The sequence below is a fragment of the Streptomyces sp. NPDC037389 genome, assembly GCF_040636475.1.
Lineage (GTDB): Bacteria > Actinomycetota > Actinomycetes > Streptomycetales > Streptomycetaceae > Streptomyces > Streptomyces hesseae.
Genome location: NZ_JBEZUS010000005.1, coordinates 123,483 through 137,842 on the forward strand (window position 1 = coordinate 123,483; position 14,360 = coordinate 137,842).

The window sequence follows — 14,360 nt, forward strand, 5'->3', positions numbered from 1 at the left end:
CGGGTGTCAGCCGGTCGTGAGCACCATCCGGAAGCGGGCCTTCCCGGCGAGCATCTTCTGGTAGGCCTCCTCCGCACGCTCCAGCGGTACGGTCTCGGTCATCGGGCGGATGTCGTGGAGGACGCTGAACGCCATGGTGTCCGCCACGTCCTGCGCGGTGCCGGAGGGGTGGCCCCGGAGGACGCGGGCGTCCATGAGCAGCTGGGCCGGGTTGATGCCCAGCGGCGCGGTGTCCGCTCCGATGACCACCAGTTCCCCGCGCGGGGCCAGACCCTCCACGGTGGCGGTGATGGCCTCGGAGTTGCCGGCCGTGGCCAGCACGACCTTGGCGCCGCCGAGGGCCTGGAGCGCTTCGCCGGCCGGGGTGCCGGAAGTACTGTCGACGTAGTGGTGGGCACCGAGCTCCTTGGCGAAACCGGCCTTCTCCGGGCCACGGGCGATGGCCACGGTCTCGAATCCCATCGCGACGGCGTACCGCACCCCGAGGTGCCCCAGACCGCCGAGGCCGAGCACCGCGACCAGATCGCCGGGCCGGGCGGAGCTGCGCCGCAGGCCGTTGAAGACGGTCACGCCCGCGCAGGCCATGGGCCCGGCGTCGGCCGCCGTCAGCCCGTCGGGGATGCGGGCCAGGGCGTCGACGGGTGCGATCACCTTTTCGGCGAACCCTCCGTCGTACGCCCATCCCGGGACCTTCAGGTTCCGGCAGACGATGAAGTCGCCCTTCCGGCAGGGCCCGCAATGGCCGCAGCTGCCGCCGAACCAGCCGACCGCGACCCGGTCGCCGACCCGCCAGCCGTGGTCCCCGGCGCCGTCGCCCAGCTCCTCGACGCGCCCCGCGATCTCGTGCCCCGGCACCTCCGGGAACGACACGCCCGGCAGCCCGCCGCTCACGAACATCGCGTCGGAATGGCAGACGCCGCATGCCTCGACGGCGATCCTGACCTGGCCGGGGCCCGGCCGCGGCACCTCACGCTCGGCCAGTTCGAACGGGCCGTTGGGGGTGGTCACCTGGACGACTCGATAGGTGCTCATTCTCAGCGCTCCTCGGGGAAGTGGTCGCCGAACGTCGGAAGCCCGCTGGGGGATCGGAATCGAGTATTTCAGTGCTCGCCCGAACAGACTTGCTCGACATACGCGCGCGCGTCCACTTCAGGAAGGGTCCGGGGCAGAAAAACGGCCCGGTAGACGCTCGACCCCGCGGAGGCGGCGGCCGGGCGGGTGACCTCTCCGCCGGGCGGTCACGCCGGCCGGCGAGCCGCCTGGAAGTGGGCCAGTGCCTCTTCGGCGGTGACCGGGGCGAAGGGGGCCAGGGCGGTGACGTGGAAGCGGGAGAGGCGGAGGTAGCGCTCGTCGGTCTCGGTCAGGGTCCAGGCGTGGCGGGTGCGGGCGGTCATCGGCCTGCCCGACTTCGCGATGCCCTGCCAGGCGAATTCCATGGTGAGGTCGTGGGTGCGGTCGGCGCCGGGGGTGACGGTCAGGTCGTGGACGTGGTGGATGCTGACGTCGACCAGGTCGCGCGCGCCCGCGTACCAGGCCGAGACCTCCTCGAAGGTGCGCAGGACCCGTCCGTCGCTGAGGGTCATCTCCAGGTCGTCGGCGATGAGCTCGCGGAGCGGCTCGGCGTCGGCGGCCGGCTGTTCCAGCAGGGAGAGCCAGTAGTGGAGGAAGGCGCGCACCCGGTTCTCGCCGTAGGCCTCGGTGAAGGGCGCTTCGTGCCGGGAGACGACCTGTTCGGTGAAGGTGGTGATGCGCGGGAGCCACTCGGTCGCGTCCCGCACCAGCTCGAAGTCGTAGCGGATCACGGCGGCGCCGTCGAGACTCGGGCCGCGGGTCTCGAAGTCGTGGGTGACGACCGCCTTGACGGTGGTGTCGTCGGCGGGTGTCAGCTCGATGCCGCGCAGGTGGTGGGCGTTGGCCTGGCCCGGGTAGGCGTGCGGCAGCCCGTCCAGGTAGGCCTGGCGCCCGGCCACGTCCGGCAGGCCGCTCTCGGGGGCGCGGTGCAGGACGAAGCCCGGGGTGAGCAGTTCGCCGTGGTGGGCGAGGTTCTTCCGCTCGGTCTCGTAGCAGGTGTACCAGCGGTGGACGACGGTCCGGACGCGGTGCTCGAAGGACGCGTCGGTGAGGGCCGTGCGGAGCCTGTCGGCGGCGGTGTTCTCGGACATGGGTGACCTCTTCCGGGCGCGTTCCGTGTGGAGGGGCGGGCAAGCAATGATGTGTGTACACGCACACAATATGAGTTGTGTGCGTCCGCACGCAACTCGATACGATCGACGACATGAACCGAGCCGACCTCACCCTGGGCCCCCTGTCGGAACGGGACCACGCCTTCTACGGCCTGGTCTGGGCGGGCACGACCCTCGCCGCACAGGTGGACCGCGAGCTGAGCCGGGCCCACGGCCTGTCGCTGTCCTGGTTCGAGGTGCTGCTCTGGCTCGACGGCCAGCGCGAACCGGTCGCGGCCTCCGACCTCGGGGCGAAGACCATGCTCAGCCGCAGCCAGGTCTCCCGCGTCGTGGACGCCCTGACCGGTCGCGGCCTGGTGGAACGCTCGGCTTCCGCCTCCGACGCCCGCTCGGTGCGGATCGCCCTCACCGACCGGGGCCGCGCCCTGTTCGCCGAGGCCGACGCCACCCGGCGCGCGGTGCTCGCCCCCGTCTTCACCGAACTGCTCGACGACTCGGACATCGCCGCCCTGGAGACGGTCTGGCGCAAACTCAAGGAAGCTCGCGCCCGTTGACGCCCTGAACCCACTTCTGGACTTGTGGGTCCAATCCTGGCTGCCTACCGTGCTCGGCGGATCACTTCACCACGCGTTTGTTCGCGCCGATTCGCACAGAGAGGTTGCCCCCATGCATGCGATCCGTATCGAGGAACACGGCGGTCCCGAGGTCATGCGGTGGACCGAGCTTCCGGACCCGGCGCCCGGTCCCGGCGAGGTGCTGGTCCGGCTCGGTGTCGCGGGAGTGAACTACATGGACACCGGGGCCCGCGCCCGGGGCGGCCCGGGGTGGGCCGCTCCCGCCGTCCTGGGTGCCGAGGGGATGGGGTACGTCACCGCTCTCGGCGCGGGCGTCGAGGAGCTGGCCGTCGGTGACCGGGTGGCGTGGTTCTATCATCCCGGCAGCTACGCCGAGTTACTCGCCATTCCCGTCGACTCGCTCGTCAAGGTGCCCGACGGGATCACGGACGAGACCGCGGCCGCCGTGATGCTCCAGGGACTCACCGCCAGTCACTTCAGCACCGAGACCTATGCGATCGGGCCGGGTGACACGGCCGTGGTGCACGCGGCGGCGGGCGGAGTGGGGCTGCTGCTCACCCAGATGATCAAGGCGCGTGGCGGCAAGGTGATCGGCCTGGTCTCCCGCGAGGAGAAGGCCGCCGTCGCCGAGGAGGCCGGCGCCGACCATGTGCTGGTCCGGTCCGGGGGCGGCTTCGAGGAGCGGGTCAGGGAACTGACCGGCGGCCGGGGAGCCGATGTCGTCTACGACGGCGGCGGCAGCGAGACGTTCCGCTCCTCGCAGCTCGCCCTGCGCCCCCACGGCGTGCACGCCTACTACGGCCCGTTCATGGGCGTCCCGGCCCTCCGGCCGACCGACCTGCCCAACAGCATCCTGCTGACGTACCCGGTGGTGCACCACCACGTGCCCACCCGCGAGGCCCTGGTCCGCCGGACCGGAGAGCTCTTCGACCTGATCCTCGACGGGAAGCTCACCCCGCGCATCGGAGGCCGCTACTCCCTGGCCGACGCGGCGCGGGCCCACGCGGACATCGAGTCGCGCAGGACCACCGGGAAGCTGCTGCTCCTGCCCGGCCTGCCGTGGCGCAACTCGCCCCGGCACACTTCAATGGGCGCGACAGCTCACACCGGGAGGACAGATGTCGTTGACCCGCAAGGGCGCCGCGACCAGGCAGCGCATCATCGAGGGAGCCGCGGAGGAGATCCGCGATCAGGGAGTGTTCTCCCTGCGGCTTGAGGACGTCATGGGCCGCACGGCGACCAGCAAGAGCCAGCTGTTCCACTACTTCCCCGGCGGGAAGGACGAGTTGCTGCTGGCTGTGGCCCGGTACGAGGCGGCCCGGGTCATCGACGACCAGCAGCCGGAGCTGGGCTCCCTGACCAGTTGGGACGCCTGGTGGCAGTGGCGTGACAAGGTCGTCGCCCGCTACCGCGAACAGGGCGACAACTGCCCGCTGCACGCGGTCATGTCGCAGCTGGGAACGGCCACGGACGCCGCGCGCACCGTGGCCCGTGAGCTCCTGGGGCACTGGCAGGACCAGCTCGCGGCGGGCATCCGCCATATGCAGGACGCCGGCGAGACCGCCCCCGGGCTCGATGCCGATCGCGAGGCCGCGGCTCTTCTGGCCGGGGTCCAGGGCGGCGTGATGATCCTCCTGTCCACGGGCGGCATCGCGCACCTGGAGGCCGCCCTGGACCGGGGCATCGCCCACCTGCGAGGTATATCAGTCGCGATCCCGGCTTGAGTTGTTACACTGGCCAGGATTCTGATCATGCGTTGAGGAGAGTTCAGACATGGTGGCGGACGACGACATCTCCGGGTGATCACCCGGCCCCGACAGGCCACCGGCCGGTGCGCGGAAGCACCGCCGACAGTGGCTTCGTCGGCGTCCCGTCCTTCCCTTGTCTGCTGTCGCCGAGGCAGGAGTGTCATTCCTGCCTCCCTTTCCTCCACGAGGTCACCTTCATGTCCGGCGTCTCCGTCGTCTGCTCGAACCTGTCCTTCTCCTGGCCCGACGACACCCCCGTCTTCCAGGACCTGTCCTTCACCCTGGGCTCCGGCCGCACCGGCCTCGTCGCGCCCAACGGCTCCGGCAAGAGCACCCTGCTCAAGCTCATCGCCGGTGAACTGCGGCCCGGCAACGGGTCGGTCTCCGTGTCCGGCACCCTCGGCTATCTGCCGCAGAGCCTTCCCCTGACCGGTGAGCTCACCGTCGCCGAGGTGCTGGACGTCGCCGCGATCATCCGGGCCATCGACGCCGTGGAGTCCGGGGACGCCGACGAGAAGCACTTCACCACCATCGGCGACGACTGGGACATAGAGGAACGCACCCGCGCCCAGCTGGACCGCCTCGGCCTGACCGACGTCACCCTGGACCGCACTCTGAGCACCCTCAGCGGCGGCCAGGTCGTCTCCCTCGGACTCGCCGCCCAACTGCTGAAGCGGCCCGACGTGCTGCTGCTCGACGAGCCCACCAACAACCTCGACCTCGACGCCCGGCACAAGCTCTACGACGTACTGGCGAACTTCACCGGCTGCCTGCTCCTGGTCAGCCACGACCGCGCCCTGCTCGACCGCATGGAACGCATCGCCGAACTCGACCCGCGTGGTGAACTCCGCTTCCACGGCGGCAACTTCACCGAGTACGAGGAGGCCGTCCGCGCCGAGCAGGAGGTCGCCGAGAAGAACGTCCGCAACGCCGAACAGGAGCTGAAGCGGGAGAAGCGGGAGATGCAGCAGGCCCGCGAACGCGCCGAGCGCCGGCAGAGCAACGCCGCCCGCAACCTGAAGAACGCGGGCCTGCCCCGCATCTTCGCCGGCAACATGAAGCGCGGCGCGCAGGAGGCCGCCGGACGAGCCGGCCAGGTGCACGCCGGCCGGGTCGGCGAGGCCAAGGCCCGGCTGGACGAGGCCGGGCGCGCACTGCGCGAGGAGCAGCGCATCACCCTCGACCTCCCCGACACCAACGTGCCCGCCGGACGCAACCTGTTCCTCGGCGAACAGCTCCGCGTCCGGCTCGGCGGCAAGGACGTCTTCGCCGGGCACGGCATCGACCTGACCGTCCGGGGCCCGGAACGCATCGCGCTGACCGGCCCCAACGGAGCGGGGAAGAGCACCCTGCTGCGGCTGCTCGACGGCGGCCTGGCCCCGGAGAGCGGCGCGATCAAGCGGGCCGACGGGCGCGTCGCCTATCTTTCGCAGCGCCTCGACCTGCTGGACCCGGACCGTACGGTCGCCGAGAACTTCGCCGAGTACGCCCCGGAGCGCTCCGAGGCCGAGCGGATGAACCTGCTCGCCCGCTTCCACTTCCGGGGCGCCCGCGCCCATCTGCCCGTCGGGGTGCTCTCCGGCGGCGAGCGGCTGCGCGCCACCCTGGCCTGCGTCCTGTGCGCGGAACCGGCCCCCCACCTGCTGCTCCTGGACGAGCCGACGAACAACCTCGACCTGGTCAGCGCGGCCCAGCTGGAGAGCGCGCTCAACTCCTACCAGGGGGCTTTCGTGGTGGTCAGCCACGATGAACGCTTCCTGTGGGAGATCCGCGTCGACCGGTGGTTGCGGCTGGCCGACGGAGAGCTGAAGGAGACGGGAGCTCCCGAGACGGGAGCTCCCGAGGTGTGAACCCCCGCTACCAGGTGACCGGAAGCCCCGCCGGCATGATCGCCATGCGGTTGGGGTGCCAGGGCACCTCGTCCACCGGTACCGCCAGACGGATGCCCGGCAGGCGGTCGAGCAGGACGCGGAACGCGTTCTCGGACTGCCGGCGGACCAGGTGGGCGCCGGGGCAGTGGTGGCGGCCGTAGCCGAAGCGGAGGTGGGGGTTGGGGGAGCGGTCGGGGTCGAAGGCGTCGGGGTCGGCGAAGGCGGCCGGGTCGTAGTTGGTCGCGTCCAGCGAGAGCAGGATGAGGTCGCCCTCCCGGACGTCCGCGGTGCCGACCTTGGCGTCCTCGGTGACGAAACGGGGGATGGCGTTGCCCAGGACGACGCTGTAGCGCAGCAGCTCCTCCACCAGCTGGGGCATGGTCTCCGGCCGGGCGCGCACGGCGTCCATCGCCTCGGGGCGCTGGAGGAGGTTGAGCGCCGCGACGCCCAGGAAGCTGGCGAAGTCCTCGTAACCGCTGACGAACAGGACGGAGACGATGTTCGACAGCTGCTTGTCGGTCAGCCCCTTCCGCTCCTCGTTGAGGTCGGCGAGGCGGTCGACGAGGCCACGTGGCCGGCCGGCTTCGCGGGAGGCCATGTAGTCGCTCAGATAGACGCGGATCTCTTCCCAGTTGCGGGCGAGCTCCTCGTTGGTGGGGATCACCATGGTCAGGTCGAGGTCGGCCCGTTCGGCGAGCCATTCGTGGTCCTCGAAGGGCAGCCCGAGGAGGCGGCACATGCACTGGGCGGCGACCCACTCCGCGAAGTGGCGCTGGAGATCGCCCGGGCCGCCGTGCCGGACCATGGCGTCCAGGCCCTCACGGGTGATCCCGGCGACCCAGTCGGCGGGGAGCTCGGGCTGGTTGCGGCCGAGTGCCTGGAGGACCTCGTCCCGCAGCCCGGCCTGCTGGAGGTGGTTCATGGCGTCCAGCAGTTCGGGTGCCAGGATCGGGGCGTCCTGGGTGGGGCCGTCGGGGTCGCCCAGCACGGACCGGGCGAACTTCCGGTCGCGCAGCACGTTCTGGGCCAGCTCGTAGCCGGTGACCAGCCAGGCCTCCTCACCGGAGTTGGTGCTCACCCTGGCCACGGGGCAGCGGCCCCGCAGCTCGCCGAGTTCGGGGGCGAGGCGGTCGCCCTGGGTGCTGAAGGGGTAGTGCGGGAGCTCCGCCTGCGGCAGTTCCTCGTGGGGGAGCTCCGCGTTCGGTGCGGTCACGTTTTCGGGCCTTTCTCGTCCGGTCGTCACGTCGTCGAGGGGGTGGTGCGTCACCAGCGCACCGGAAGCCGGGCGGGGGCCCGCAGGGGAGTGGACTCGTCCCAGGTGATCGACTCCGCCGGCACGGCGAGCTCGATACCGGGCAGCCGCTCCAGCAGCACCTCGATGGCGGTGGCCAGTTGCAGCCTGGTCAGGTGTCCACCGGTGCAGGCGTGCGGCCCGTGCCCGAAGGCGACGTGCGCGTTGGGGGTGCGGGTCAGGTCCAGGCGGTCGGGGTCGGTGAACGCGGCGGGGTCGCGGTTGGCGGAGGCGGGCACCGGGATGACCGCGTCGCCGGCCCGGATGTGCTGCCCGTGCAGGGTGAAGTCCTCCTGGGCGACCAGGATGTTGATGGCGTTCATCAGCGGCACGTAGCGCAGCAGCTCCTCCACCGCGGTACTCATCCGCTGCGGCGACTCGCGCAGCTCACGCAACTGCTCGGGGTGGGTGAGCAGGGTGTACAGCGCGTTGCCGGTGTGCTGGATGTTGGTCTTGTAGCCGGCCATCAGCATGGTGACGACGAAGCTGACCACGTCGTCCCGCGTCAGTCCGCTCTCCGGGCGGCGGCTCTCCGCCAGCAGGAGGTGGATGTAGTCCTCGCCCTCGTCCTCCTTCTCCTTGCGGGAGATGAGGTCGTCGGCGTAGTCCTGGAGCGCGTACAGGGCCGCCAGCACCTCGTCCATCGACAGCCCGGCGGCGCTGAGCAGGGTGAGGGTGTGCGGCAGGTAGATGTCGCGGTCCTCGTGCGGCAGCCCGGTGGTCTCGCACAGGACGCGCAGCGGCAGCGGTTCGACGTAGGCGGCGACGAGGTCGGCCGTGCCGCCGTCGGCGGACTTCACCATGGCGTCGATCAGTTCCCCGGCCATGGCCCGGATCCTGGGCTCCATGACCTCCAGGCGGCGCCTGCCGAACAGCGGCAGCACGGTGCGCCGCACCCGCTCGTGGTGGGCGCCGGTCATCTCCAGGAACGTCGGCAGGGCCGGGGGCGGGGCGTCGGGGCCCTCGCGGGGCGGCCAGGCGGAGAGCAGCGGCCGGACGAGACGGGGGTCGGCGAAGGCGGCCCGTACGTCCTCGTACCGGCTGAGCAGCCAGCCCGTCTCGCCGTTGGGCAGTTCGGCCTTGACGACCGGCTGTTCGGCTCGTAGCCGGGCGTAGCCGCACGGCGGGCCGGCGGTGTCCGGTTCGACGGCCGGGACCTGTATGAGGCCGGTGAGTTCCTCGTGGCCGCTCATGCTGTGTGCTCCGATGCGGGAGTTCCGGGAAGCGACGGGTGTCCGGGGACGGGCCGCGGGATGTAGCCGGAGGAGAAGAAGAACTCCAGGTACCGGTCCAGCAGCGCGGTGTCGACGGGCGGGCAGTCCAGCCCGCTGCCGTCCAGCGCCTCCTCGGCGTTGCGGCGGCCCAGGACCGGGAACACGCCCTTGAGGTACATCTCCTTGACCGACATGTCGGCGTTGCGGCTGCGGTCCACGCACAGGGAGACGAACGGTGCCGTGGCACTGGTGGGGTTCCGGGCGACGTGGCGCACCAGTTCGCCCACCCACTGGTTGTAGGGCATCGTGCGGATCGCGAAGCCCGCCGTGCGCATCCGGTCCAGGACGTCCGACAGCATGGCCGGGCGCGGGTTGGTGAGGTGGTGGACCCGCCAGCGGGCCGGGCGGCGGGTGGCGATGTGGACCACGGCCTCGGCGAGGTGGTCGACGGGGACGAAGTCCATCGGCAGCTCGATGTCGGGGGCCAGCCCCGTCTCGGCGATCGTCTTGAAGAGGGAGCAGATGGCCGTCTCGGTGTTGCACGCGCCGGTCGCCCGGTCGCCCGTCACCTCGTACGGCCGGTGGACCGCCACCGGCAGGCCCGCTTCCGCCGCGCGTCGCAGCACCTCCTCGGCGACCCACTTGCTCTCCGCGTAGCCCATGGTGAGCCCGTCGGCGTGCGCCAGCGGCATGTCCTCGTCGACCTTGTCCACCCCGGCCGTGCCGAATCCGGCGACGACGGCGACGGTGGAGATGAAGTGGACGGGTACGCGGCGGGGTGCCGCCAGCTGGACGACCCTCCGGGTGCCCTCGACGTTGGCCGACCGCAACTCCTCGTACGGGTAGAGGAAGTTGACCCGGGCCGCGTTGTGCACGATGAGGTCCAGGCCGCCGGACAGTTCGGCGGCGTGGTCGGGGGAGAGGCCGAGATCGGGTTCGGTCAGGTCCGCGGGGAAGCACTCCACCCGCTGCCAGGCGGTCTCGTCCAGGCTCAGCCCGTAGCGGGCGAGGGTGTTGCGCACCCGCCGGGTGGCGTGCGCGGCGCTGGACGCCCGTACGGGGCAGTGGACGCGCGCGGACGTCATGCGCAGCAGCCGGTCGAGCAGGAACGCGCCGACGAAACCGGAGGCGCCGGTGAGCAGGACGTTTTGGGGGTCCTCGGGTCGCGGGGCCGGGCCCTGGACGGGCGGCAGCTCGAAGCCGAGCTCGCTCTCGCGCTCGAAGTCGATCGCCGGTGCGTCGTCCCGCGCGGAGCCGCCGCCGCGCAGTTCGCGGACGGCCGTGCTGAAGCCCTCCAGGGTGGGCGCCGCCAGCAGGGCCCTGATCAGGGTGGAGCCCAGCGAGGCGTCGAGGCCCAGCACCGCGAGGGTGCGGGTGACGGTCTCGGAGGCGAGCAGCGAGTCGCCGCCGAGCCGGAAGAAGTCGTCCTGGGGGGTGGGGCGCACCCGGAGCACCTGCTGCCACACCTCGGCGAGGGCGTCGAGCACTCCCTCGACCTTCGACGGGTCCGTCTCCCCGGGCTCCTCGGGCCGGGGCGCGAGGGCCTTCAGCCGGGCGCGGTCGACCTTGCCGCCGCTGGTCACCGGCAGGTGGTCCATGGCCACCAGCGCCGGGACGGTCTGGGGCGGCAGCCATTCGGCGCAGTAGGCGCGGATGCCGGACAGATCCAGCGGGCCGCCGGGCACGGCGGCGGTGACATAGGCGGTCAGGGCGCCGGATTCGAGCTGGACGACGGCCTCGCCGACCTCGGGGTGGGCCCGCAGCCGGGCCTCTATCTCGTCCAGTTCGACGCGCACCCCGCGCAGCTTCACCTGGCGGTCCAGCCGTCCCCGGTACTCCAGCAGCCCGTCGGCGCGCCGGACGACCAGGTCACCGGTCCGGTACAGCGGTCCGTCGGTCTGATGGGCGGGCAGGCCGACGAACCGCTCGGCGGTCAGCCGGGGATCGCCGAGGTAGCCCAGGGCCAGGCCGTCCCCGCCGACGTACAGCTCGCCCTCCTCGCCCGGCGCCGCGGCCGAGCCGTCTGGGCGCAGGACGTGGCAGACGGTGGCGCCGAAGGGGCGTCCTATGGGGACGTGGGTGGCGTCGGCGGGCAGCTCGCGCACCACATGCGCGGTGGAGACGACGGAGTTCTCCGTCGGGCCGTAGAAGTTGACCACGGTGGTGCCGGGGCAGGCGGCCAGTACCTCGTTCGCCAGGCGGGGGTCCATCGCCTCGCCGCCGGCCGAGGCGAAGCGCAGCGGCGCCAGGGCCTGGGGCCGGGTGCGGGCGACGAGGTGGAAGACGCTGGTCGTCAGGTAGGCGACGGTCACGCCCCGGGCGCGGAACAGTTCCTCCAGCGCGGTGGGCGAGAGCAGCTCCTCGCGGTCCGCGAGGACCAGGCAGGCGCCGGTCAGCAGCGCGCCCCAGATCTCGATGGTGGAGGCGTCGGAGGACAGCCCGTAGGCGTGCAGCACGCCGTCGCCGGGGCCGGGCTGGAGCAACTCGCTGTCGGAGAGGACGAGACGGGCCACACCGCGGTGAGGTATCGCCACCGGCTTGGGGCGGCCGGACGAGCCGGAGGTGAACACCACATAGGCGCAGTCGGTGGCGGCGGCGGTGGCGGCGGGGGTGGGAACGGGCCGGTCGTCGAGGTCGACGGTCTCCAGCTCCACGCGGACGGGCAGCCCGCGCACCGGGATCGCGCTGCCCGGCAGTACGACGGCCGCGCGCAGCCCGGCGTCCTCGGCCATGGCCCGCAGCCGGGCCGGCGGCAGGTCCTCGTCGAGCGGGACGTAGGCGCAGCCCGCCTTGAGGATGCCCAGCAGCGCGACCAGCGCCTCCAGGGAACGGCTGCCGCACACGCCCACCGGTGTGCCGGGCTCGACACCCCGGCCGAGGAGGTGGGCGGCCAGCGCGTCGGAACGGGCGCCGAGTTGCCCGTAGGTCAGCGTGCGGTCCCCGTGCCGGGCGGCGAGGGCCTGCGGCCGGGCCGCCGCCTGTTCCTCGAACAGCTCGGGAAGACTTCGGTCACGCGGGTAATCGTGTGGGCCGCTCGTACCGGCTGTCCCGGGGAGGCCGATGGAGGACGGCCGGACGGAAACATCGATGTCTGTCATGAAGACCTGTTCGTTCGTGTTCGGGGGGTGTGGGTGTCATGTCATCCGCCGTGGTGGGTCCGGTGGGTGGGTGGTTCAGCCGGCGGAGTCGCTCTTGCCCTGCTCGGCGAAGTCGGCGGCGAAGGCGGCGAAGTTCGCCGTGCGCCAGTGCTGCGGGCGCATACGGAAGGTGACGTCTTCCTTGAGCTGATGCGCTGTCGCCTTCAGGTAGGCGCGCGCTTCCTCGGGATCCAGATAGCGGTGGGCCATGGCCTCGCGCAGCTCGGGGTCGGCCGGGTCGGTGACCGAGACGATGGGCCCTTCGACGCTCACGTACCGGTACGGGCGGTTGTCGTCCTGGGCGCAGAGGCTGAAGCGGCCCGCCGCGCGCAGGAGCCGGGTCTTGACCATCTCCCGGCCGGTCTGGACCACGACCTCCCCGCCGGGCTCGTAGTGGTACCAGATCGGCACCAGCAGCGGGGCGCGTTCGCCCCGGGGGTCGGTGACGCCCAGCACGCCGATGCGCGGCTCGGCGAGGAAACGTTCACGTTCGTGGTGCGGCATCGTGGGCAGCATGAAGCGCCTTCCTGTCTCGGTGGTGACTCCTCGGGGCAGGCCGATGAGGTCCGGGCTTCCCGACCCTTGTCGAACCCTTGGTGACCTTTCCTGACCCCGGGTAAATCGCCCATAATCCGGCTCTTTTGCGGGACTTACGGCCAATAGTCAGGCTATGGCTGGTTGTTCGGCTGATGAGACTGGACGGTTCTCTTCCAGGTGTCAATCACCAACATCATTTCCGGTCAGGTCCGCTCGCCGTGGTTCCGCCCGGTTTGGCAGGGAGGAGGAAGGACGCCAGGAGCGTGATCGCGAGCAGCCCGGCCTCCGCGCCCAGAGTGATCTCCATGGCGCGGGAGTAGCCCAGGCGGGCCGCCGTTCCGGAGGCATCGGCCTCCGTCGCGGCCGTGACCCGGCCGGCGAGCACGGAGAAGAAGACCGTGCCCAGCACCGCGCTGCCCAGCGCGCTGCCGAACTGCTGCACCGCGGTCAGCGTCCCGGCGGCCGAACCCGTCTCGTGCGGCTCCACGGCGGCCAGTACCGCCTGGAAGAACGGGCCCATCACCAGCCCCATCCCCAGCCCGACGACCACCAGCGCCGGGGCTCCCTGCCACACCGTGACCTGTGGGCCCGCCCATCGCAGCGCGCACGCGAACGCGCCGACGCCGACCGCCATCACCACGACGCCGGTCTGCACCAGCGGGCGCCCCAGCCGGCTCAGCGCCCCCGCGCCGTCCAGCACCTGCACCACCGCGAAGCCGATGACCGTACCGGCGGACCAGGGCAGCACGGCCAGCCCCGCCTTCAGCGGCGAAGCCCCCAGCCCTGACTGGAAGTAGAGGCTGAGCACCAGCGAGAACCCCGCCACCGCGGCGAACAGCGCCGCACCGGTCACCAGGCCGCCCGAGAAGGCCCTCTTGCGGAACAGCCCCGGAACCACCAACGGGTCGCCGCCACCACGTGACACACGTCTCTCGTACCGGCCGAAGGCCCCGAACAGCGCCGTTCCGGCCGCCATCGACGCGAAGGCCCATCCCGGCCACCCCAGTTCGCGCCCCTGCACCAGCGGGAAGACGACCGCCAGCGCGGCGGCCGAGGCCAGCACGGCACCCACCAGGTCCAGCCTGGTCGTGGCCGTGGGCCCCGACGCGGGCAGGAACCGCCACCCGCCGAGGAACGCGAGCACCCCGAGCGGCAGGTTGACCAGGAACACCATGCGCCAGCCGGCCCCGAACCAGTCGGCGCCCACCAGCCAGCCGGCCAGAATCGGGCCGCCCACATAGGACAGCCCCATCACCGGCCCGTACATCCCCATCGCCCTGCCGAGCTCCCGGCCGTGGAACATCTCCTTGATGAGACCGAGCCCCTGAGGGATCAGTACCGCCCCGAACAGCCCCTGGAGCCCTCGCGCCGCGACCAGGACTTCCGGCGACACGGCTGCCGCGCACAGCAGCGAGGCGGCGGTGAATCCCGCCGTGCCGATCAGGAACGTCCGCCGGCGCCCCATGACGTCCCCCAGCCGCCCGCCCGTGATCAGCCCGACGGCCATGGCCAGCGCGTAGGCGGCTGTCAGCCACTGGGTGAGACTGGCCCCACCGCCCAGCTCGGCCCGGATCGACGGCGCCGCGATGGTGGCCACCAGCGAGTCGAGCATGTCCATCGCCTCTCCGGCGAGGATCACCCCCAGGGCCGCCCAACGCCACCGGTAGGGCGGCGGCCCGGGCGAGGCGGAGGGTTCGCCGGGGGCGGAGGGGGCGGAGGGGGCGGGTAAGGGCAGGTCATCGGTACGGGGCTCGGACATGGAAAAGATCTTTCCCCGAAGATCGGCGAGAGAGTCGGGATCGCC

The 14,360-nt window shown here is 71.8% G+C and carries 10 protein-coding genes and 1 pseudogene; 4 read left to right on the plus strand and 7 right to left on the minus strand.

What is annotated here, in order from left to right:
- Positions 1–6: 6 nt before the first annotated feature.
- Complete coding sequence (locus tag AB0E98_RS12745) at positions 7–1,032, minus strand: alcohol dehydrogenase (RefSeq protein ID WP_361701676.1); 1,026 nt, start codon at positions 1,030–1,032, stop codon at positions 7–9.
- Positions 1,033–1,238: 206 nt separating this feature from the next.
- Positions 1,239–2,162 carry a hypothetical protein gene (locus AB0E98_RS12750; RefSeq protein ID WP_361701677.1) on the minus strand — a complete coding sequence of 308 codons (924 nt, stop codon included), beginning with the start codon at positions 2,160–2,162 and terminating at the stop codon, positions 1,239–1,241.
- Positions 2,163–2,275: 113 nt separating this feature from the next.
- On the opposite strand from AB0E98_RS12750, the gene AB0E98_RS12755 reads away from it, so the two are divergent.
- The 4 genes and pseudogenes from AB0E98_RS12755 (at position 2,276) to abc-f (ending at position 6,356) form a co-directional block, all read left to right on the plus strand.
- Entirely contained in the window at positions 2,276–2,737 is a 462-nt protein-coding gene (locus tag AB0E98_RS12755; RefSeq protein ID WP_361701679.1) for a MarR family transcriptional regulator, read from the plus strand.
- Positions 2,738–2,849: 112 nt separating this feature from the next.
- Positions 2,850–3,809: pseudogene (locus AB0E98_RS12760) on the plus strand (quinone oxidoreductase); the annotation flags it as partial.
- A 67-nt stretch (positions 3,810–3,876) separates the two neighbouring features.
- Positions 3,877–4,482 carry a TetR/AcrR family transcriptional regulator gene (locus AB0E98_RS12765; RefSeq protein WP_361701681.1) on the plus strand — a complete coding sequence of 202 codons (606 nt, stop codon included), beginning with the start codon at positions 3,877–3,879 and terminating at the stop codon, positions 4,480–4,482.
- A gap of 221 nt (positions 4,483–4,703) precedes the next feature.
- Positions 4,704–6,356, plus strand: a complete 1,653-nt coding sequence (gene abc-f, locus AB0E98_RS12770) for a ribosomal protection-like ABC-F family protein (RefSeq protein WP_361701682.1) — start codon at positions 4,704–4,706, stop codon at positions 6,354–6,356.
- 7 nt (positions 6,357–6,363) lie between these two features.
- On the opposite strand, the gene AB0E98_RS12775 is transcribed toward abc-f, so the two are convergent.
- The 5 genes from AB0E98_RS12775 to AB0E98_RS12795 all read right to left on the minus strand — a co-directional run bounded on the left by AB0E98_RS12775 (position 6,364) and on the right by AB0E98_RS12795 (position 14,315).
- Positions 6,364–7,590, minus strand: a complete 1,227-nt coding sequence (locus AB0E98_RS12775) for a cytochrome P450 (protein ID WP_361701683.1) — start codon at positions 7,588–7,590, stop codon at positions 6,364–6,366.
- Positions 7,591–7,640: 50 nt separating this feature from the next.
- Entirely contained in the window at positions 7,641–8,861 is a 1,221-nt protein-coding gene (locus AB0E98_RS12780; protein ID WP_361701685.1) for a cytochrome P450, read from the minus strand.
- Positions 8,858–11,980: an amino acid adenylation domain-containing protein gene (locus tag AB0E98_RS12785; protein ID WP_361701687.1), complete on the minus strand. Its 3,123-nt coding sequence runs from the start codon at positions 11,978–11,980 to the stop codon at positions 8,858–8,860. The genes AB0E98_RS12780 and AB0E98_RS12785 overlap by 4 nt, the downstream gene beginning before the upstream one ends.
- A 75-nt stretch (positions 11,981–12,055) precedes the next feature.
- Positions 12,056–12,535 (minus strand): pyridoxamine 5'-phosphate oxidase family protein, encoded by a 480-nt coding sequence (locus tag AB0E98_RS12790; RefSeq protein ID WP_361701688.1) that lies wholly within the window; start codon positions 12,533–12,535, stop codon positions 12,056–12,058.
- A gap of 214 nt (positions 12,536–12,749) precedes the next feature.
- Positions 12,750–14,315: an MFS transporter gene (locus AB0E98_RS12795; protein WP_361701690.1), complete on the minus strand. Its 1,566-nt coding sequence runs from the start codon at positions 14,313–14,315 to the stop codon at positions 12,750–12,752.
- Positions 14,316–14,360 lie beyond the last annotated feature (45 nt).

Bases quoted from the DNA above. Each gene is read 5' to 3' on its own strand.
- AB0E98_RS12780 (WP_361701685.1), bottom strand. From the start codon at position 8,861: ATGAGCGGCCACGAGGAACTCACCGGCCTCATACAGGTCCCGGCCGTC.
- AB0E98_RS12790 (WP_361701688.1), bottom strand. From the start codon at position 12,535: ATGCTGCCCACGATGCCGCACCACGAACGTGAACGTTTCCTCGCCGAG.
- AB0E98_RS12755 (WP_361701679.1), top strand. From the start codon at position 2,276: ATGAACCGAGCCGACCTCACCCTGGGCCCCCTGTCGGAACGGGACCAC.
- AB0E98_RS12795 (WP_361701690.1), bottom strand. From the start codon at position 14,315: ATGTCCGAGCCCCGTACCGATGACCTGCCCTTACCCGCCCCCTCCGCC.
- AB0E98_RS12765 (WP_361701681.1), top strand. From the start codon at position 3,877: ATGTCGTTGACCCGCAAGGGCGCCGCGACCAGGCAGCGCATCATCGAG.
- AB0E98_RS12745 (WP_361701676.1), bottom strand. From the start codon at position 1,032: ATGAGCACCTATCGAGTCGTCCAGGTGACCACCCCCAACGGCCCGTTC.
- AB0E98_RS12750 (WP_361701677.1), bottom strand. From the start codon at position 2,162: ATGTCCGAGAACACCGCCGCCGACAGGCTCCGCACGGCCCTCACCGAC.
- abc-f (WP_361701682.1), top strand. From the start codon at position 4,704: ATGTCCGGCGTCTCCGTCGTCTGCTCGAACCTGTCCTTCTCCTGGCCC.
- AB0E98_RS12785 (WP_361701687.1), bottom strand. From the start codon at position 11,980: ATGACAGACATCGATGTTTCCGTCCGGCCGTCCTCCATCGGCCTCCCC.